We start from the raw sequence: 18,929 nt of genomic DNA, 5'->3' as shown, positions 1-18,929 counted from the left end.
TCATTTTCAGCGTGGACGCAAAAGGAACTCGCGGACATGGTCGGACACCAGCTTGGATGCCTCGACCAGGACGCTGTGCTTCAGGCCGGCCAGAATGCGTAATTCCGAATCGGGGATCAGCCGGTGCATCGTCTCGGCCATCCGGACATTCGACCCCTGATCGAATTCGCCCGTCATCACCAGCGTTGGCTGTCTGATCTCGGGAAGCCGATCCACCAGTTCGGTCAGGCCGAACACCCGATACGCCTCCAGGTAAGACGGCACGTGGACAGCCTTGAGCTCGGCAATTCGCCGCTCGATCACATCGGGATGGCGCTCGGCGAATTCCTTGGTGAACCAGCGGTCGTGCGCAGCACCAACGACTGCGTCCATACCGCCGTCGCGGATCATCTGCAGGCGCGCCACAACCTTCTCACGTTCGGCGGGGGTGCGCCCCGCAACTGCGGAAAGAAGCACGACGCGCTCAAACCGGTCCGAATAGGAACAGGCCAGTTCTTGCGCGATCAAGCCCCCCAATGAAAAGCCGACCAGATGGGCTTTGCGCACGCCGGCGTCGTCCATCACCCGAACGATATCGGCGGCAAACTTCTCGACGGAATATTCCGAATCGATGTGCGCGGACTGACCATGACCGCGCAGGTCGGAGCGAATAATGTCGAAGCTGCCCTCCAATTGGAGGCTGACGTCCTCCCAGCTTTGCAGGTTGGCGCCGACACCGTGCACCAGCACGAGAGGATGGCCCTTACCGCTTCTCTCATAGGCGATGAGATCGTCTTTGGTGCGCATCGGCGCCATCCCAGGTCCCTCGTTCGAACTCGATTTTTTTGGTATACCGACAGACAGGCATATGGTCAACCGTATTTGAATCGGCTACTTGTGATGAAAGAGTCGAACGCGTAGCTGTCATGGAAGGAACGACGGGAGAGGACGCCGCGATGCATGAATGGACGGACTGGTCGATTGCGGATTCGCCGACATTGCGCGAGCAGACCGTTGTCACGCTGCGCGAGGCGTTGTTCAACGAAGTGTTCAAGCCGGGTGACAAGCTGGTGGAACGGAAGCTCGCCGAGCAGACCGGCGTAAGCCGCACAAGCATTCGGGAAGCGCTGAGCCAGCTTGAGTCCGAAGGGCTTGTGACTCGGGTAGCCGGCAAGGGCATGTTCGTGACCCGCTTGTCGGAACGGGAAGTCCGGCAGATCTACGAGGCCCGCGCAATCCTGGAATCGGCCATGGCGCGCCTGTTTGTCGAACGGGCCAGCCAGGAACAAATGGACGAATTGGCGCGGCGTATTTCGGAAGCAGGCGAAACCGACACCTCCGAGCTTGCCAGGCAGCATGCCGAGAAGCTCGACGCGGTGTGGGACATCATCATGCAAGGCGCAGGCAACGACATCACCAGGCAAATGACCTTTCTCCTGCATGGCCGCGTCACCTATCTGCGCACCGTCACCACCCGCGTCGCCTCGGCTGAACGGCGCAGGAATACGATGGCCTTGCTCCACGGCATTTTCGACGCGCTGCGCGCGCGCGATGCCGACCTCGCCGAAAAGCTCACGCGCGGGTATGTCGAAAGATCCGCGGCTTTCGCGCTGTCGCTGCTGCGGGACTCTGGGCAGAACGCCAAATCCTCATCACGCAAGCAACGGATCGACACATGAACTATGTCAGGCTCGGCAAGAGCAATCTGAAGGTATCCCGGCTATGCCTCGGCGCGATGGGATTCGGATCCGCGGGATGGCGGGCCTGGGTGCTCGATGAGAAGGCGTCGGCGCCGATCGTTGCGCGCGCCCTCGACCACGGCATCAACTTCTTCGACACCTGCGACTTCTATTCGGCTGGCGAGAGTGAACGCATTCTCGGCCAGATACTCGTTCTCAAGCAGCCGCGCGACAGCTTCGTCATCGCCACCAAGGCGGGAAACCCGATGGCCGCGCATTGCAACGGCCGCGGCTACTCCAGAAAGCACCTGTTCAAGGCAATCGACGATTCGTTGGTCCGCCTTGGAACCGATCACGTGGACCTCTTCCAGACGCATATCTGGGACAAGGACACCGACCTCGACGAACTGGTCGATGCCATGGCGGATATCGTGCGCGCCGGAAAGGCGCTCTATGTAGGCGTCACGACGATGCCCGGCTGGACACTCGCAAAATGCCGTGCGGCTGCCAGCGCACGCGACCTTCCGGCATTCATCTCGATGCAATGCGAATACAATCCCGCTCACCGGGAGTGCGAGCGGGAACTGCTTGCCTACTGCCGCCACGATGATGTTGCCCTGATACCGTTCAGCCCGATCGCGCGCGGCTTCCTTGCCGCGGACCGCCGCAATCCCGGCCAGCAGACGGCGCGCACGAAAAGCGACGACTATACGCAGAGATATTACCACCGCGACGGCGACCACGCCGTGCACGAAGCCGTCGCTGCCGTTGCCGCCGACATCGGAAAGACACCGGCGCAGGTGGCTCTCGCCTGGACATTGGCGCGCCCCGGCATTACCGCGCCCATCTTCGGAGCGACCTCGACAGACCATGTCGACGAGGCAGTCGCGGCATTGGACATAGTGCTTACGCCCGAACATATCGACCGCATCGACGGGGCCTACGAGCCACGGCCGCTGAACGCCTCAGGCCACTGAATGAAGCACAATGCTTGCGGTAAGCTGATATGCTTGTGACATTGCACTCGTCCGCGCAGGTTTCAAAGGAGCAAATCCGCCGTGTATGATCTGCGAGTCCATGCTCCGCCGCGCCTGTACACGCAGGTGGCCGATACCATCCGCAACGCCATCGTCGTCGGAGAACTGGCGCCGGGAGAGCGGCTGGTGGAGCGCACGCTTTGCGAGCGCATGGGCGTTTCACGGACGTCGCTCAGGGAAGCGATGCGCGAGCTCGAGAACGAGGGCCTGGTCACGAACCTGCCCAACCGGGGGCTTATCGTCTCTGTCGTCGATCCCAAGATCGCGAAGGACATTTTTGACCTTCGCGAGGCGCTGGAGGCGCTTGTATGCAGGTTGTTTTGCGAGAATGCGACTGACGATCATATCACGCGTTGTCGGGGCGTGTATGACGAGCTGATGGAAACCTATCGCGTCGGTGTGGCGCGCGAAATGATAGCTGCAAAGACTAGATTCTACGACGTCTTGATAGCGGGCGCGAACAATTCCGAGGCGGAACGGATGCTTCGCAGCATCCATATGCGGGCCTCACAGTTGCGCATGATTTCTCTTTCCGATGCAGAGCGGCGAAAGGCATCTCAGGAAGAGCTGGCAGCCCTGCTCGACGCCCTGGTGAACCGCAGGGCATCGGATGCCGAGCGGCTTGCAAAAAAGCATGTACGCAAAGCCGCCCAGTTCGCGCTCGGGATGATCGAACAGCTTGAAAACCAATCCGTCAGCTGATCGGCGGCGCTTGAAAGCGCGAGACGCCGCCCGTCCGCCGCTACCCGCGGCGACGGTGAAGGAGAATTATGTCGTGGCGGGCGGCATCCGTACGCGCTATTTCGAAGCTGGCAGCGGACCGGCCGTGATCCTTCTGCACGGCTCGTCACTGGCGATCGATGCCTGGTCCACCTGGCACAACACCATCCCGGCACTCGCGCATGACTTCCGGGTGCTGGCGCCCGATCTGGTCGGCTTCGGTCTCTCGGATGCGCCGGTGGACGGGAAACACGTTCCCCGCCTCGAAAGGCGGCATCACGTTTCAGCCTTCATCGAAGCGCTCGGCATTACCCGATGCGCGCTCGTCGGCCATTCCGAAGGCGGTTTCATCGCGGCAATGCTCGCCGTTGAAAAGCCGGGTCTGGTCGATAAGGTGGTCGTCGTGAGCAGCGGTGCGACCTCCCCGCGCCTCGGCGGAAATGAGGACCACGCTTGGCAGGCAGCAGCGGCAGCAGCGTATAATGTGCTCGAGGGATGCGACACCGAGGAAGACTTTCTGCGAACCAATGCGAGGCTAAGCACGAAGAATCCGCCGGAGTTCGTGGAGCTGCTAAAAAAGAACTACCGCCTGGCCTGCGAGTCCGGTCAGTTGGAGCGCTTCAAGCAGGCTGCCCGGAAAAAGGACGACACCGAATATACCCAGATCCAGGAGGACCATCTCCTTCCGCATTTGCCCACCATGCAGGCCAAGCTGTTCATAGCCTGGTCAGGCTGCGACGAAACCGTGCCGGTGGCGCGCGGCATCAAGCTGCTGGAACGCGCGCCGCAAGCCGACATGCACATTTTCGCCAATGCCGCTCACATGGTCATGATCGATCGCCCACGCGAATTCAATGGAGTTGTCCGGGACTGGCTTGGCAGCTAGCGCCGGTCAAACCGTCCAGCTTATGACCCACAGCAAGTCGTCCCAAGAGGCCCGCCATGCCGCGGGAGGATGTCCTCGGGCGTGCGCCCTCACTCCCTCGCCACCAGGTAACGCGCTTCCGAGTCATAGAGCAGCCCGCCATAGTGCTGCCCGAGGTCGGACATGCCAGCCGTGGCGCCCACCACCTCCTGACCGCGTGCCGTAGAGCCGCCGGTAATGATGAACGAGGGCGCGCGGCATCCACGGCCATGTTTCGCATAATCCGTTGACGGAAGGCTCAAAGTCCGCGTTCGGCATGTTGCCGCCCGGCAGCGGCACACTCGCGGTCCAGTCGCCCCCCATCTGCGGAAAGATATGTTCGAGGCGATGGGCCGCGCTAGGCCAATTTCCGGAAGGTCGTGATCTTGCCGCCGAAGACATTGAACAGTGGCGTGTCCCCGGTCTCGTCAAGGTCGAAGACGTAGTCGCGCGTAACCGCCGAAGGGTTCCCATTGCCGTCGTCGAACAACAGCCGCACGCCCCAGAACGCATACAGCAAGTCCTGGGGGCGCAGCTTCTCTTTGAAGTAGCGGTTCACGGCCGCGCTCAAACATTCGATCTCGGTCTGGTCGATCTGCACCGCTTCGGCAGCACCCTCTAGGCGCCGCAGTTCGAGGTGCGGCTACGGTCGCGATTTTTGTCTTGATATTTTTATCAAGCTGTGAAATTTTTTTCAATTAAATGCTGGAGGAAGTTTTCCGCACCTCAGAATGCCCTGACAATGGGCATCGGACGGAGAACACGATGGGAGGTTCAATATGCCGGTCCAAGCCGTTTCAACCGAGTGAGCCTTTCCTGCGGGAGACGCCGCGTCCTGGACCTAAAAATCCGGCGTCGTCGTCACACCTTCACAGGCAGGGGAAAGAGTGCATCCGGCTTCAGGCGCTTTTTTCAAAACGACGAGATCAACGCCGCGAGACGCGGCAAAGGTTCCAGAACGTCCGATGACGCGAATAGTGCAGATTTCCGATACCCATCTCAGCCCTGGCAAGCGACACTTCCATGCCAACAGCCAGCCGCTCCTCGACTGGCTGAAGGAAAGCGATGCCGACCTCGTTATCCATACAGGCGACGTCACCGTGGATGGCGCCGATGTCGAGGAGGACATGCGCTATTGCGCCGAGATGATGGACTCCATCGGACTGCCCTATCTCGCCGTGCCGGGCAATCACGACGTGGGCGAGCCCAAGCATCTCTATCAGCCAGTCAACGCAGAACGCCTGGCCCGCTGGCGACGTCATTTCGGGCCGGACTGGTGGCATCGCGACATCGAGGGCTGGCGCCTGATCGGACTCGATTCGATGCTGTTCGGCAGCGACGAGCCGGCCGAAACGGAGCAGATCGCGTGGCTGGAAAACGCCATGCGCGAAGCGTCCGGGCGCCGGATCGGCTGGTTCACCCATCGCCCGCTCTTCATCGGCGAGCCGACCGAAGGCGACGTTGGATACTGGGCGCCCACTCCCGAGCCTCGCGCGCAACTGCTCGACATGGTGCGCCGCTACGACGTGGCCTTCGTGGCCAGCGGCCACCTGCACAAACTCTACGATCGTCAACTCGGCGGCGTCCGGTACCTGTGGGGGCCGTCGTCCGGCTTCCTCGTCGAGGCGCACTTGCAGCCGGAAGGGATGGCCGGAGAAGCCACCTTGGGCGTGCTCGTCTACGACTTTTCCGGGTCCGATTTCACCGTGCGGCCTCATGAAATTCCGGGCCTCACACCCTTTTTCATCGGTGATGTCGTGCATGAGGTCTATCCACCGAGATAGCGCCTCTACCCAATTGTTCGCGAAACGGAGCAACCCCAGTGGCTGCAGTGGAAATAAAGAACCTTTCGAAGTCCTTCGGGCCCCACCGGGTTCTCAAAGACATCAACCTGTCCATCAACGATGGCGAGTTCCTGACGCTTGTCGGTCCCTCCGGCTGCGGAAAATCGACGCTCATCCGCATCATCGCCGGCCTCGAGCCGCAAACCTCGGGCTCGATCCTCGTCGATGGCGCGCCGATCGATCATCTGAGGCCGCATGAGCGGCGCATCGCCATGGTGTTCCAGAGCTACGCGCTCTACCCGCACATGTCCGTCTTCAACAACATGGCCCTGCCCCTGACGATGACCGGGCTTAGCCTCTACGAGCGCCTGCCGCTCGTCCGGCTACTCTCGTCCCGGCGCCGCAAGGTGATGCAGGAGATCGGCAAGCAGGTCAGGGGCATCGCGGCGCAACTTCAGATTGAACCTCTTTTAGAGCGCAAGCCCGCCCAGCTCTCCGGCGGCCAGCGTCAGCGCGTCGCGCTCGGTCGCGCCATGGTGCGCCAGCCCGCCGCTTTCCTGATGGACGAGCCACTTTCTAACCTCGACGCCAAGCTGCGCGTCCACATGCGTAGCGAGCTGGCCGAGCTTCACCAGAGACTCGGCGCGACATTCGTCTACGTCACGCACGACCAGGTCGAGGCGATGACTATGTCAAGCCGGGTCGCCATGATGGAAGGCGGAGACATCCTTCAACTCGGCGCGCCCGACGAACTCTACGACAGGCCGGCCAACGTCCAGGTCGCCCAGTTCATCGGCAGCCCGACGATCAACCTGATTCCCGTGACGGTGGGGGTCGGTGGGCGGCTGGAATTGCTCGGAAAGCCTCTGCCGATCGGCACCGCCCTCCCCGCCGGAGAGAAAGCGACGATCGGCGTCCGCCCGGAAATGATCCTGCCCGGCGCGGTCTCGGGCCAGTCGGCGGACCAGGTCCCGCTTCCGGCGAAGCTGCGGCGCAGCGAGCATCTCGGCTCCGAGAAGATCCTGCATTTCGATGTTCCCTCGCTCCCTGGGATTTTGGTGACCTCGCGCATAGGCGCGGGCGTGCCGGACGGTGAGGTCGAGAACACCGAACTCTTGTTCCATCCCTCGGCCTGCCATGTCTTCGATGCCGCCGGAAACCGCGTGGAACCCCAAGTTTCCCAAGACGCGGCCACCGCCGCCAAGGGAAAGCTGCGCCTCGCAGAGGGAGCGCGCGCATCATGAGCCTGACCGCGGTCCCCGCTCCGCCCGCCCGGCCCGGTGCCCGGCAGGCCTTCATCGAGAGGCTGGTCGCCGGCGGCTTCGCGCTGCCTGCCCTGCTTTTGCTGGTGCTGACGATTCTCGTGCCGCTCGGCGTGCTCGGTTATCTCAGTTTCACCGACTACGAGCTCGGCGAGGTCGATGTCCATTATGTCGGCCTGCAAAACATCACCGACGCGCTGACCGATCCGGAATTCCGCCGCGCACTCAAGAACACGCTCGTCTACGTCGCGATCGTCCTGCCCGGCTCGGTGATCCTGTCGCTGCTCGTCGCCGTCCTCGTTCACCGCCGCAAGCGCACCCGCTCGCTCTACGAAATCATCTACTTCCTGCCTGTGACCTCGACCTTCATCGCCATGGCGACGGTGTGGCAGTTCCTGCTGCACCCCAGCCTCGGCCCGGTGAGCGCGGTGCTGCGCTGGCTCGGCATCGGCGAGGTCGCCTTCCTGAGCAATCCCTCGCTGGCGCTGCCGACGCTTGCCGTGATCGGCATCTGGCAACTGGTCGGCTTCAATATGATCCTGTTTCTGGCCGGCCTCTCGACCATTCCAAAGGACCTCTACGAAGCCGCCGAGATCGACGGCTGCGGCGGCGAAATCGACCGCTTCCTGACGATCACGTGGCCGCTGCTGGGACCGACGACTATGTTCGTCATCGTCACCAGTTCGATCACCGCCTTCAAGGTGTTCGACACGGTGGCGGTGCTGACCCATGGCGGTCCGGTGGGATCGACCGAGGTCCTGCTCTACAAAGTCTACCTCGAAGGCTTCCAGTACTTCCGCATGGCGTATGCGTCGGTCCTCACCTTCATCTTCCTCATTTTCATTCTGGTCTTCTCGATCCTCCAGACCGTCGTCATGGACCGCAGGGTGCATTACTGATGACCGACACAACCATCACTGCTCCCGCGATGGGGGGCACAACAACCACACCAGCTGGCTCCGCCGGCCGACGCTTCGCCTCTCTGTTCATCACTCACGGCATCCTGATCACCGGCGCGGCGTTCATTCTCCTGCCTTTCCTGTGGATGCTGGTGACCTCGATCAAGCCGCCGGAAGAGGTGTTCAACGCCCAGCTCAGGATCTGGCCGAAGCATTTCTACGGCTTCGAGAATTATGCGATGGCGCTGACCAGCGCGCCGCTGCTGCGCTTCGCTCTCAACGGCGTCATAGTGTGCGGCGGCATCCTCATCATCCAGCTTCTGGTCGCCATCCCATGCGCCTACGCGTTGGCCAAGCTGAAGTTCCCGGGCCGCAACCTGCTTTTCGTCCTCGTCCTGCTCGGCCTATGCGTGCCCGAACAGGTGCCGGCGCTGCCGATCTACATCGCGCTGGCGAAGATGGACCTGCTGAATACCTATTTCGCCATGATGGTGCCCTTCTTCCTCTCAGTCTTCGCGATCTTCCTGTTCAGGCAGTTTTTCCGTTCCTTCCCCGACGACATCATTCATGCCGCGCGGCTCGACGGGATGAGCGAGTTCGAGATCGTGTGGCGCATCGTCACGCCCAGCGCCATGCCGGCGATCGCCGCCTTCGCGGTGTTTTCCTTCGTCGCGCACTGGAACGACCTCTACTGGCCGCTAATCGTCATATCCGACGTCAACCTGGCGCCGCCGCCGCTCGGCATGATGTTCTTCTCGGACGCCGAAGCCGGCACCAACTACGGCGCACTGACGGCCGCCGCGACCATCCTGACCGCGCCTCTGCTGCTCGCGTTCCTGTTCGCACGCCGCCGCTTCATCGAGGGCGTCACGATGACCGGCGTGAAATAAAACTGACAACTGGCGCGGCTAGAAGCCCGGTCGCGCCGTTCCCCCACACCTTTCGCGGGGCAAGGCGGCATCATCGCCTCAAGAGCATCGGGCAAATCGCATAACCGGAGGAAAGCCTTAATGAAATTCCTGTCAAAGATCATCGCGGCCTCGGCCGTATTGCTGGGAGCGGCGTCGACAGCGCTGGCCCAGTCTCCCGTGACGCTCGACGTCTACTACGCATTCCCGGCCTTCGCGAAGTTCCATGAGCCGCTGGCCGCGGAATTCATGAAGGAACATCCCGACATCAAGATCCAGTTCCGCGCGCCGGCGGCCAGCTACGACGAAGGCCACCAAGCCATGCTGCGGGCCTCCATCACCAACAACCTGCCCGACGTCTATTATTCGGGCTATCACGTCCTGCATGAATTGGTCGGCAAGCTGAAGGCGCGCAACCAGATATTGGACCTCGGCACGATGATGGACGCTGAGTCGAAGGAATGGCGCGACGCCAACTACGCCGGCAACATTCTCGACCTCGGCCGGGTGGACGGCAAGCTCTACGGACTGGCCTTCAACGCTTCCATGCCGATCATGTTCTACAATGCCGACCTGGTTAAAAAGGCCGGCGGCGATCCCGACAACATGCCTACCGACTGGCCGGGCATTATGGAACTCGCCAAGAAGATCAAGGCCACCGGTTCCGGCATCGCCGGCCTCGCCTACAATATTCATGACTGGCCCGACGAATGGCTCTGGGACGCCATGTTGATGCAAGGTGGGGGCGAGCTGACCAAGGACGGCAAAGTGGCCTTCGGCGACGAGCACGGCCTGAAGGCGCTGGAATATTTCCGCAGCTTCGTCACCGATGCCGGCATGCCGTTGATCGACTGGGATCAGTCGCGCCAGGCCTTTATCGCCGGCCAGATTGGCATCTTCTTCGATACGCCTGCCCGTCTCAGCCAGGATACCGAACTGATCGGCGACCGATTCAAGCTGCGTACCGCGGTCTTCCCGGTCGACGACAAGGAAAAGGGTGGCCTGCCCACAGGCGGCAACGCGGCGGTGATCACTGCCTCCGACCCGGCAAAGCAGAAGGCGGCCTGGGAATTCCTTAAATTCGTCACCGGCCCCAAGGCGCAGGAGCAGGTCGTGAAGATGAGCGGCTACCTCCCGACCAACAAGGCCGCCACCGGGACCGACTATCTCGGCCCGTTCTACGAAGCGAACCCGAATTACGCCACCGTTGCCAAGCAGATGGCACTGTCGCGCCCGTGGCCCGGCTATTCGGCGGGCAACACGGTCCGCATCTGGCGCACCCAGCGCGAGATCATCAGCAAGGTCATGAGCGGCGACGTATCCATCAAGGACGGGCTCGACAGCCTCGTCTCCGAAACACAGGCACTCATGAAATAAGTCGCCATGCCACGCGCGCCGGCCGGCTTCGGCTGGCGCGCCCTTTTTAAGGTGGCGCCGATGTGGCGCCCTTCTTGTGTCAGCCCTCCCTTCACACTGCCGGACCTCCCGATGCTCATTGCACAGATCAGCGATTTTCATATCCGACCCGACGGCCAGATGGCCTATGAGGGTCTCCAGACCAACACCATGACTCGTCGCGCCATCGCGACCGTCGCCGCGCTCGATCCGGCGCCCGATTGCGTCCTCGTCACCGGCGATCTCGCCGATTGCGGTCGCCCGGAAGAGTATGCGCTGGTCGCCGACATGCTGTCGGCCCTGCCCATGCCCGTCTTCGTCATTCCTGGCAACCACGACCGGCGTGAGACAATGCGCGAGGTGATGGCGCCGAAATTCCCCTATCTGAGCCAGTCGCCGGATTTCCTGCATTATACGATCGAGGACCTTCCGGTCCGCCTTATCGGGCTGGACACGGTGCAGCCGGGCGAGGACGGTGGTGCGATCTGCGAGCGGCGCGAAGCCTGGCTCGGTGAGCGTCTCGCCGAGGGCGACGGCCGCCCGACCTTCGTCTTCATGCACCATCCGCCCTTTCCCGTCGGCGTGCACGGCATGGACATCATGATGTGCGTCGTCGGCGACGGCTTCCGCGACATGATCAGGTCCCACGCCGAAATCGAGCGTGTGGCCTGCGGGCACTATCACCGGCCCATCACCACGCGCTTTGCCGGCACGGTCGGCTTCGTCGCGCCGGGCGTCGCGCACCAGGTCGCGCTCGATCTTCGTCCGGGCGAGCCCAATCGCTTCATCTTCGAACCGCCGGCCTTCGCCCTGCACGCCTGGTCGCCGCAGACCGGTGTCGTTTCGCACGTCGTCCCGATCGGCGATTTCGGCCCCGCCCACGATTTCATCACCGATGTCGACTACCCCGGGAAAAACGAGACATGAGCGACTACCGTCAAATCCTGAAAGACGCCGATGCCATCGCACGCAAGGCAGCCGCGACGTTGATGTCGATGCGCGAGGAGCGCCTCGACGTCACGCGCAAGGAAGGGCTGGACATTGTCACCGCCGCCGATCTCGCTTCGGAGCGCATTGTCATCGACGGGCTGCGCGCGCTTACACCGCAAGCTTCCATCCTGTCGGAAGAAGCCGGCACGACGGGAATCTTGGGCGAAAGCCGCTGGATCGTCGACCCGCTCGACGGCACGATAAACTACGCGTCCGGCCTGCCGTGGTTCTCCGTCACCATGGCCTATCAGGAGCAGAGTGTGACGAAGGTCGGCCTGACCGTCGCGCCCGCCGCCGGCTTCGAGGCGCACTACACCAGCGAGGGGATCGCGACCGTCAACGGCAAGACGGCCAATGTGTCGACAACTGCAAGACTGGCCGATGCGGTCATTGCCGTCGTGCTGACGTCGCACTTTTCGGCCGAGGAGGTGGCGCGCACCGCAGAGATCGTGCGGCGGCTCGGCGTCGGCGCGCGCGGCGTGCGCGTTATCGTCTCAGGGGCCTTTGAATATTCGATGGTCGCTGCCGGCCAGCTCGATGCGGCGGTTTCGATCAAGGCCGACGTCGTGTCCTACGCGGCTGCCATGCCGCTGCTACGCGCAGCAGGAGGCAAGGTCACCACGCTTTCAGGTGTCGACTCCACAGACGAGGACACGCAGAAGGTCGGCTCGAACGGGCTCATTCACGACGAACTTCTTGAAGCGCTACGCGGCCTGTGACACCTGGCGCGCAAACCGGAGCGAGCATGCAAGACACATTGATCATATTCGACTGCGACGGCGTGCTGGTCGACAGCGAACCGCTGGCGGCGCTTGCCTACGGGCGGGTCTATTCGAAACACGGCATGGAACTCGACCCGCAGGCGGTCCTGCAATGCGTCGGCATGAAGCAGACCGACATCCTGGAGCGCATCAGACTCACGACCGGCCATCGTCTTGAGGAGCATCAGACCACGGATTTATGGGACGAGGTGAAAGCGCTCTTCACCGAAAGTCTGCAGCCGATGGCGGGCCTGAAGCCCTTCCTTGAACAGCTGTCCAATCCCCGCTGCGTCGCCTCATCCTCCTCGCTGGAGCGGATACATCACAGCCTTTCGGTCACAGGGCTCGCGAGATTCTTCGGCGAGAACATATTCTCATCGTCAATGGTCGCGCGCGGGAAGCCCGCCCCCGACATCTTCCTGTTCGCCGCGGATCAGATGAGTATCGAACCGAAGCACTGCGCGGTTGTCGAGGACTCGCCTTTCGGCGTGCAGGGCGCAGTCGCCGCCGGCATGACGGCGATCGGCTTCATCGGCGGCGGCCACACCTATCCGGGGCATGCCGAGAAACTGCGCGTGGCCGGCGCCCGAACCATCTGCGCCGACTGGGACGAAGTCGCGCGCGAACTCGTTTCTCTGGAGTTGATCGCACCCGTCTCCGTTTAGATTTCAGGCCCAGCGAAAGCCAGGCAGCAGATAATCCGGCACCGCCCTTTCCTGCTCGACACCCTCGAAAGCGCCGCGTCGCCGTGGCTCTCGTAGTAGAAGCGCCTGACAGTCGCATCCTTGATGGTCCGATTCATCCTCTCGACTTGGCCGTGGCGTCAGACGGGAGCGGAGAGTGCGGCGGCGATCCTGTAGTGGCTTCTCGGATCAATGGACTTGAGGTGGGAACGGCGGGACATTGCTGCCCTGGCTCTGCTTCGCACGACGTCAGCCGCACGGAAGACTAGCAGCACCAGCAGCCGAAGTTGGTCCAAAAAGAGGCCGTGCCGTTGACGATCACCGCACCGGCTGAGCCAACGAATCGTCCAATTGCACCGTCGCCGCCACGCCCTGACGAGCGCGAGGCCGCCTTAGATTTCTTTGCTTTCTCTTTTTCACTTGACGCGGTTCTTCGTTTGAAAGCGCACCCGTCACGCAGTCGACCACGTTGAACGCAACAAAGTCCGCTTCCAATTGCTCGGCGAGGCCCGCCGCATCCTCCCTGGGCTTGTCATGGGTGTCGTGCCAGAGCGCGATTCCGATGCGTGCACGCGGTGCGAGTCGCCTCAAGCGCCTCACGACGAACACCGCGTGTTTGAACGAATCGCGGTTGAGGAAGCCCACGACGACTGCGTCGCGAGCTTCAAGCGGAAGTTTCCGGATCCGCGCGGGGAGGAGGTCACGGTGGCTCGCGGCCACGCAATCCGCACCCTCGATCGAAATGACCTGCGCGAGCATCGCAGCGGCCACATCGTCGAGGTCTCCGCGCCCGCCGATACACAGCACTGACTTCCCAGCACCATCCGGGAGATCAGGCGCAAACTCGGCTTGATCCTCATCCTCTTCGCCCGGATCCGCGCTCGCGCCTTCTTTTTCCGCGTGCTCGTCTTCTTCCTCTTCTTCTTCCTCCGCGGCGATCTCGTTGAGGTTGGCCACCAGGGTGCGGGCGTTTTCGGCAAGGTTCGCCAACTGACTTGCCGTCAGTGCGCCCCGAGCCCGGTCCTGTTCACCAAGCAGCAACGCCGGAATCGCAACCGTGCTGTGGAACTCGATCAGGTATTTCTCCTCGAGCATTTCTTCCGCGTTGTCGGTGGCTTCGTCGATATCGTCGGCAAGAAGCCGCTGGTACAGACGCTCCTTCGGGTCAAGCACCGGCTCATCGCCAAACAGGATCTGCAGGAATTCGAACTGGGGCACGTGCCGTCCAAGCACGACAAGGCAGACGGTCAACGGCGTCGACAGCACCAAGCCGACCGGGCCCCATAGCCAAGCCCAGAAAACGGCGGCTACGATGATCGCCAGCGGCGAGAGGCCCGTGTGCGAGCCGTAAAGCCAGGGCTCGACGATGTTGCTGATTACGAGCTCTGCCAAGATGAAGAGAGCGCCAGTCCATACCAGTAAGCTCCAGCCGGGAGCCACTGCGAAGGCAAGAAACAAAGGTATCACCGCCGCGATAACCGGACCGATAAAGGGTACGAAACGCAAGACAACGGCCAACATGCCCCATAGCAGGGCATTGGGAATGCCAAGAAACCAAAGACCTATCGCAAGGGGCACGCCGTAAACGATGTTCACGACCAATTGCATGAGCAGATATTGTCCGACGCGACTGCCTGCATCCTGCAATGCCTGGGTCGTGCGATGGAGATCGCTGTAGCCCACAAGGCGGATGAATCGATCCCGCAATTCTTCACGCTCGAGCAGCATGAAAATCACCACGATGATGACAAGGCCGGTCGTGGCGAGTGGTCCGATCAGCGGCTCGATAATGTTCCTCAGCGTCTCTATCGGACGCTGGGGCGAGAATATCTGAACCAGAAGCGGATCCTGCTGCTTCGTGGTTTGCTCCACATCTGCCTGCCCGCTGGATTGGGATTTGTTTATCTCAGTGTTGACGCGCTCGAACACCTTGCCGAGCCGGCTGATAAGGCCGTCTTCGGATCCTGTTTCTTTCAAAGTCCGAATCTTCTCGAGGATGTTGGATTGGTATGTCGGAATGTCCTGCGCGACCTGGCTCACCTGCGTGGCAACGATCAGGCTGAACAGCGACACGAGGACGAAGGCCGATGCAACCGCGCCAAGCACAGCGATCATTCGCGGCAGCTTCAACTTTCGGAGCAAAGAAACAATCGGCGCCAACGCAAATGTGAGAAGGACCGCTATTGCCAATGGCAGCAGGACCTCCTTGGCGACGTAAAGAATGGCGACGGTAGCAATCATCGCCACGACGGTTGCCAACTTCGATGTCATAAAAGCAGGGGGCATGATGGGACCTATCTGCAATCTCGCGATTTAGAGGACGGCCATGGCCTAACCGCGCAAAGCGTGCGCTGGTCCATATACTGGCACCTCCTCAGCTTCTGGCCAATGACCTGGTTCGTTACACCGCATGTGTGATGATCTCGAACTTTTGCAGGGCATGTAGCCCAAAGGTGTGGATCATCGGAACATCCGCGGCGTCCCTCGCAGGCCCAAAAGATTTCTTTGGCGGCGTGCTTCCTACCCGGCTGGCAATGACCAAGGTCATCACGCATGGCGTGACCGGCGCGTCCGTATTTCGGCCTGGTGACTGGCCAGCGGAATTCGCTGAACGGATCAGCGCTGCGGTTTTGCCGGGTTACAACACGTTCTCCCGAGCCGACACTTTGAAAGCGGCGGATTGTCGGCCGCAGCCGACGCTACCGTGCATTTTCAGCGAGAGGATCCCGACGAGGGTGCCATCACGCGCTACACGGCGGTTACGCGGAAATCCGTTTAGCGATGATCAAGGGAGTGATTGACGAACTCAAAAGCAGGCACCGAAAACCGGTCGAAGCTCGAGTTTGGAAAAGGGCGGCAAGCCGATCGTCGATGGCGAACTCGACTTGGATGCGCTCTCGATGGGGTCGCCGGTTCGACGGCAGACGGCCGTCATATCGGCTTGCCTGGAATCAAGGAACATGGGGGGGAGTCTTTTGTTCGGGAGTTACAGAACCGGATCGATGGGAGCGACTGAAAATGAGACAAGACATTGTGGCTGGCGCGAACTTCCCCGACTACGTTCTTCCCGACCACACCAAGACACCACGGCGGCTGTCGGACCTGCAGGGCGACCAGCTGATGATCGTGATGCTGACGCGTGGGTTCTTCTGTCCGAAAGACCGGCAGCAAATGCTCGAACTGGTGCGGTTTCACTCGCAATTGGTCGTCGGCTACACACAGCTCGTCACGATCACCACGGATGATTGGCATACGACCAACAACTACCGCCAGCAGACCTCCGCGCCCTGGCCCTTTCTTTATGACGAGGAACGGCTCGTGCAGAAGGACCTGGACATCAAGGAATACACCGACACCACGCACGACGTGATGATCCCGCACACGATCGTGCTCGGGCGGGACCTCGAAGTCTTCAAGGTCTACAACGGTTACTATTACTGGGGCCGCCCCTCCACCGCCGAATTGCACGCAGAACTGCGCGAACTGGCGCGAAGGACCTATCGCGACTGGGACATCACCGAACCCGAGCTGCGGGAGAAATGGAAGAAAGGCGATAAATCCGACTTCTACCCCTATGGCGGGAATTCCATCTCCATGGACACACTCATGCTCCAGATGGCCGGCGCGGTCGACCAATATGCCGGTCGGGCAAAGAGAAGCTGAACGGAGGAAGCCAGCATCGCTCGCGGCGGTCTTCTCCCAGTCACGCTTTTTGTCCAGCCGCGCTTGGTAAACGAACCTTTTTCCGATCCGGGCCTGCTACTGGATTTCCGCTTCCGCAACAGGGCCATCCTTTTCTATCTCGGAGAGCTTTCGACGCTTTCGCTGCGCGAAATCCTGCGAATCTCGCACGTCTTCGTGACGCATATGCACATGGATCACTTCGGCGGTTTCGACAGCCTGAGCAGACTGTCGCTTTACAGCGCAAGCCCGGAAGTCCACGGTGAGCAAAATCAGTTGTTTAGAGGAAAGCCGATGGTACCGTTGGCTGGGATCGACACCCTCACCAAGACATCGTTTTCATTATACTTTTTTCGTTAAAAAGCCCAATTTGTATCACAATAGGTAGTACATTCTCGGCGAACTAACGGACCGCAGGCGAGTGTCGGAGCCAGGGCACGATCCTCGCACTATATCGACACCTCGGTGTCCTGCTACCCGCTTCCCTGTGCTGGGCCGAATGCTGATTATCCCACATGAAATTGGTAGGCCCGGAGGGTCACCGTTTTCTACAGGAAGTCAAACGTTAGCGGATGGCTCTCTCGTGTGGTCTAGTGAACCTAAGGACGATGAACGCGACTAATTACAAGCTTCGAGATATCGCCGCCGCAGGTCGCCAGAAACTCCCTGGTAGTGAATGACCGAAATGGGCCGCAAGCGGACTGGCAGCTCCTGCCCTCGCTAATAGGAGGCTGACCTCAATCCAACGAGCATGTTGCTGACAGCTCAGCCTCCGGACGTTGACAGAGCCGGTTTGGGCTCGGCGTTTTCCGGATGATTCTCCCCGTCTGCTCAGCCGCTGCCGAAGATCCGGACCCTTCCGAGCGCCGTAACCGTTATCGACCGCTCAACGCCGTAAAGCTTTTTTCGAAGCGGTCGACGACGTCCTCGATATCGGACATTGCCAAGCAAAGCGGCGGACACATGCGGATGACATTGCGGTACGGTCCCGAGCGGCTGGCGACGAGCCCGTTGCGGCGCGTTTCCTCGAAAATGGCGAGCGTCTCCTCCGGCGCCGGCTCTTTCGTCGCGCCGTCCTTGACGAGTTCGATCGCAAGCATAAGCCCACGGCCCCTGATATCGCCGATGATTGGAAAGCGCTCCTTCATGTCGTTAAGGCGACCCTTGAGCACCGCGCCGACATCCCGGGCGTTCTCCTGGAGTCGTTCCTCTTTTATGACCTTTAGCACGGCTCGGCCGGCCGCGCATGCCACCGGATTGGCGCCATAGGTGTGGAACAGAAATTTATCGGCCATGGATTCAGCGACATCTCGCTTGGCGATGACCGCGCCGAGCGGGATGCCGTTGCCCACACCTTTGGCGACGACGACGATATCGGGCACAATGCCATGGGATTCAAACGCCCAGAAGGCATCGCCGGTTCGGGCGACACCGGATTGCACTTCATCAATGATACAGAGACCGCCGGCCGCGCGGACACGCTCGACAGCGCCGGCAATGTAGCCCGGCGGCATCGGCACGATGCCGCCATAGCCCTGCACCGGCTCGATAATCATGCCGGCCAGCCCGCCGCTGGTTGAACTCGCTATGGCGCGCTCGACCTCGTCGAGATAGGGCTGCAAGCCTTCGCCATGAATGCCGCGATACTGGTTGGGCTCGGCCACGAAAGTGACCCCGCCAAGCTGGGGCACGGGATGGCGAAAACCCGCTATCCCGGTCACCGACTGCGCGCCGAAAGTGGCGCCGTGATAGCTCGAGGCAAGCGCCAGCATGTCGATGTTGCCGGTATGCGAGCGCGCCATCAGCAGCGCAAGATCGATCGCTTCGGCCCCGCTGTTGGTGAAATGTACGACCCAATCGTGACCGGCCGGCATCGTTGCCACCAGTTCCTCCGCGTACTGAGCCGGAACCGGGTGGTAGAACATCGTCGTGCAATGCGTCAGTTCCGCCAGTTGCTCGGTGGCCGCCTTGACCACCTGCGGATGCGCGTGGCCGACCGAGATGCAAAGGTTCATGCCGAGCAGGTCGATGTATTTACGATCCTTCTCGTCCCAGACATACTGGCCCTTGCCGCGCTTGAGGATCAGCGGGTCCTTGTAAGGTACGAACTTGCGCTGCGTGGCCGAATAGAAGCGGTTCCGCCGATCGACGATGGCCTCGGTCGACCAGTCGATGTCCAGGTTGGAATGGACGTGCGGAGCGTTCATGCCGTGTCTCCCGTGTTGCGAACTCCTGGATTGAAAACAC

16 protein-coding genes and 2 pseudogenes are annotated in these 18,929 nt (G+C 61.3%); 14 read left to right on the top strand and 4 right to left on the bottom strand.

Annotation, left to right across the window (positions count from 1 at the left end):
- Window positions 1–6: 6 nt before the first annotated feature.
- Window positions 7–786 carry an alpha/beta hydrolase gene (locus tag FJ428_RS19710; protein WP_181165367.1) on the bottom strand — a complete coding sequence of 260 codons (780 nt, stop codon included), beginning with the start codon at window positions 784–786 and terminating at the stop codon, window positions 7–9.
- A 149-nt stretch (window positions 787–935) separates the two neighbouring features.
- Here FJ428_RS19710 and FJ428_RS19705 point away from each other — a divergent pair, with 149 nt between their 5' ends.
- From FJ428_RS19705 to FJ428_RS19690, 4 genes are all read left to right on the top strand, one after another.
- Window positions 936–1,658 carry a GntR family transcriptional regulator gene (locus tag FJ428_RS19705; protein WP_181165366.1) on the top strand — a complete coding sequence of 241 codons (723 nt, stop codon included), beginning with the start codon at window positions 936–938 and terminating at the stop codon, window positions 1,656–1,658.
- Complete coding sequence (locus FJ428_RS19700) at window positions 1,655–2,635, top strand: aldo/keto reductase (RefSeq protein WP_140879983.1); 981 nt, start codon at window positions 1,655–1,657, stop codon at window positions 2,633–2,635. The genes FJ428_RS19705 and FJ428_RS19700 overlap by 4 nt, the downstream gene beginning before the upstream one ends.
- 81 nt (window positions 2,636–2,716) lie before the next feature.
- A complete protein-coding gene (locus FJ428_RS19695) occupies window positions 2,717–3,397 on the top strand; it encodes a GntR family transcriptional regulator (RefSeq protein WP_140498504.1) in 681 nt (226 codons plus the stop codon).
- A gap of 73 nt (window positions 3,398–3,470) precedes the next feature.
- A complete protein-coding gene (locus FJ428_RS19690) occupies window positions 3,471–4,301 on the top strand; it encodes an alpha/beta hydrolase (protein WP_181167344.1) in 831 nt (276 codons plus the stop codon).
- A 92-nt stretch (window positions 4,302–4,393) separates the two neighbouring features.
- Here FJ428_RS19690 and FJ428_RS30705 read toward each other — a convergent pair.
- Window positions 4,394–4,938 (bottom strand): annotated as a pseudogene (locus FJ428_RS30705) (glycerol-3-phosphate dehydrogenase); the annotation flags it as partial.
- 358 nt (window positions 4,939–5,296) lie between these two features.
- On the opposite strand from FJ428_RS30705, the gene FJ428_RS19680 reads away from it, so the two are divergent.
- From FJ428_RS19680 to FJ428_RS19645, 8 genes are all read left to right on the top strand, one after another.
- The gene (locus tag FJ428_RS19680) at window positions 5,297–6,103 is read left to right on the top strand and encodes a metallophosphoesterase (protein ID WP_181167343.1); all 807 of its coding nucleotides are present in this window, start codon (window positions 5,297–5,299) and stop codon (window positions 6,101–6,103) included.
- A 38-nt stretch (window positions 6,104–6,141) separates the two neighbouring features.
- Entirely contained in the window at window positions 6,142–7,347 is a 1,206-nt protein-coding gene (locus FJ428_RS19675) for an ABC transporter ATP-binding protein (RefSeq protein WP_140879982.1), read from the top strand.
- Window positions 7,344–8,264 carry a sugar ABC transporter permease gene (locus FJ428_RS19670; RefSeq protein WP_140498510.1) on the top strand — a complete coding sequence of 307 codons (921 nt, stop codon included), beginning with the start codon at window positions 7,344–7,346 and terminating at the stop codon, window positions 8,262–8,264. The genes FJ428_RS19675 and FJ428_RS19670 overlap by 4 nt, the downstream gene beginning before the upstream one ends.
- A 29-nt stretch (window positions 8,265–8,293) precedes the next feature.
- Window positions 8,294–9,154 carry a carbohydrate ABC transporter permease gene (locus FJ428_RS19665; protein WP_140498557.1) on the top strand — a complete coding sequence of 287 codons (861 nt, stop codon included), beginning with the start codon at window positions 8,294–8,296 and terminating at the stop codon, window positions 9,152–9,154.
- A gap of 120 nt (window positions 9,155–9,274) precedes the next feature.
- Entirely contained in the window at window positions 9,275–10,549 is a 1,275-nt protein-coding gene (locus tag FJ428_RS19660; RefSeq protein WP_140498511.1) for an ABC transporter substrate-binding protein, read from the top strand.
- Between the two features lie 111 nt (window positions 10,550–10,660).
- Window positions 10,661–11,494 (top strand): phosphodiesterase, encoded by an 834-nt coding sequence (locus FJ428_RS19655; protein ID WP_140558059.1) that lies wholly within the window; start codon window positions 10,661–10,663, stop codon window positions 11,492–11,494.
- Complete coding sequence (locus FJ428_RS19650) at window positions 11,491–12,276, top strand: inositol monophosphatase (RefSeq protein WP_140567204.1); 786 nt, start codon at window positions 11,491–11,493, stop codon at window positions 12,274–12,276. Before FJ428_RS19655 ends, FJ428_RS19650 begins: the two co-directional genes overlap by 4 nt.
- A 26-nt stretch (window positions 12,277–12,302) precedes the next feature.
- Window positions 12,303–12,983, top strand: coding sequence for an HAD family phosphatase (locus FJ428_RS19645; RefSeq protein ID WP_140567202.1), 681 nt, complete (start codon window positions 12,303–12,305; stop codon window positions 12,981–12,983).
- Between the two features lie 336 nt (window positions 12,984–13,319).
- Here FJ428_RS19645 and FJ428_RS19635 read toward each other — a convergent pair.
- A pseudogene (locus tag FJ428_RS19635) lies at window positions 13,320–15,266 on the bottom strand (AI-2E family transporter); the annotation flags it as partial.
- Window positions 15,267–16,019: 753 nt separating this feature from the next.
- Here FJ428_RS19635 and FJ428_RS19625 point away from each other — a divergent pair.
- Entirely contained in the window at window positions 16,020–16,664 is a 645-nt protein-coding gene (locus FJ428_RS19625; RefSeq protein WP_140567197.1) for a redoxin domain-containing protein, read from the top strand.
- A 63-nt stretch (window positions 16,665–16,727) separates the two neighbouring features.
- The gene (locus FJ428_RS19620; protein ID WP_224519140.1) at window positions 16,728–17,042 is read left to right on the top strand and encodes an MBL fold metallo-hydrolase; all 315 of its coding nucleotides are present in this window, start codon (window positions 16,728–16,730) and stop codon (window positions 17,040–17,042) included.
- Between the two features lie 515 nt (window positions 17,043–17,557).
- Here the strand turns inward: FJ428_RS19620 and FJ428_RS19615 are convergent.
- Window positions 17,558–18,889, bottom strand: a complete 1,332-nt coding sequence (locus FJ428_RS19615; RefSeq protein WP_140879980.1) for an aspartate aminotransferase family protein — start codon at window positions 18,887–18,889, stop codon at window positions 17,558–17,560.
- Window positions 18,890–18,929 lie beyond the last annotated feature (40 nt).

Source organism: Mesorhizobium sp. B2-8-1 (assembly GCF_006440955.1).
Classification (GTDB): domain Bacteria; phylum Pseudomonadota; class Alphaproteobacteria; order Rhizobiales; family Rhizobiaceae; genus Mesorhizobium.
This window is presented reverse-complemented; position numbering and strand designations above follow the sequence as displayed.

Coding starts and splice junctions, on each gene's coding strand:
- FJ428_RS19670 (WP_140498510.1), top strand. CDS start 7,344: ATGAGCCTGACCGCGGTCCCCGCTCCGCCCGCCCGGCCCGGTGCCCGG.
- FJ428_RS19650 (WP_140567204.1), top strand. CDS start 11,491: ATGAGCGACTACCGTCAAATCCTGAAAGACGCCGATGCCATCGCACGC.
- FJ428_RS19705 (WP_181165366.1), top strand. CDS start 936: ATGCATGAATGGACGGACTGGTCGATTGCGGATTCGCCGACATTGCGC.
- FJ428_RS19665 (WP_140498557.1), top strand. CDS start 8,294: ATGGGGGGCACAACAACCACACCAGCTGGCTCCGCCGGCCGACGCTTC.
- FJ428_RS19660 (WP_140498511.1), top strand. CDS start 9,275: ATGAAATTCCTGTCAAAGATCATCGCGGCCTCGGCCGTATTGCTGGGA.
- FJ428_RS19615 (WP_140879980.1), bottom strand. CDS start 18,889: ATGAACGCTCCGCACGTCCATTCCAACCTGGACATCGACTGGTCGACC.
- FJ428_RS19700 (WP_140879983.1), top strand. CDS start 1,655: ATGAACTATGTCAGGCTCGGCAAGAGCAATCTGAAGGTATCCCGGCTA.
- FJ428_RS19645 (WP_140567202.1), top strand. CDS start 12,303: ATGCAAGACACATTGATCATATTCGACTGCGACGGCGTGCTGGTCGAC.
- FJ428_RS19625 (WP_140567197.1), top strand. CDS start 16,020: ATGAGACAAGACATTGTGGCTGGCGCGAACTTCCCCGACTACGTTCTT.
- FJ428_RS19710 (WP_181165367.1), bottom strand. CDS start 786: ATGCGCACCAAAGACGATCTCATCGCCTATGAGAGAAGCGGTAAGGGC.
- FJ428_RS19655 (WP_140558059.1), top strand. CDS start 10,661: ATGCTCATTGCACAGATCAGCGATTTTCATATCCGACCCGACGGCCAG.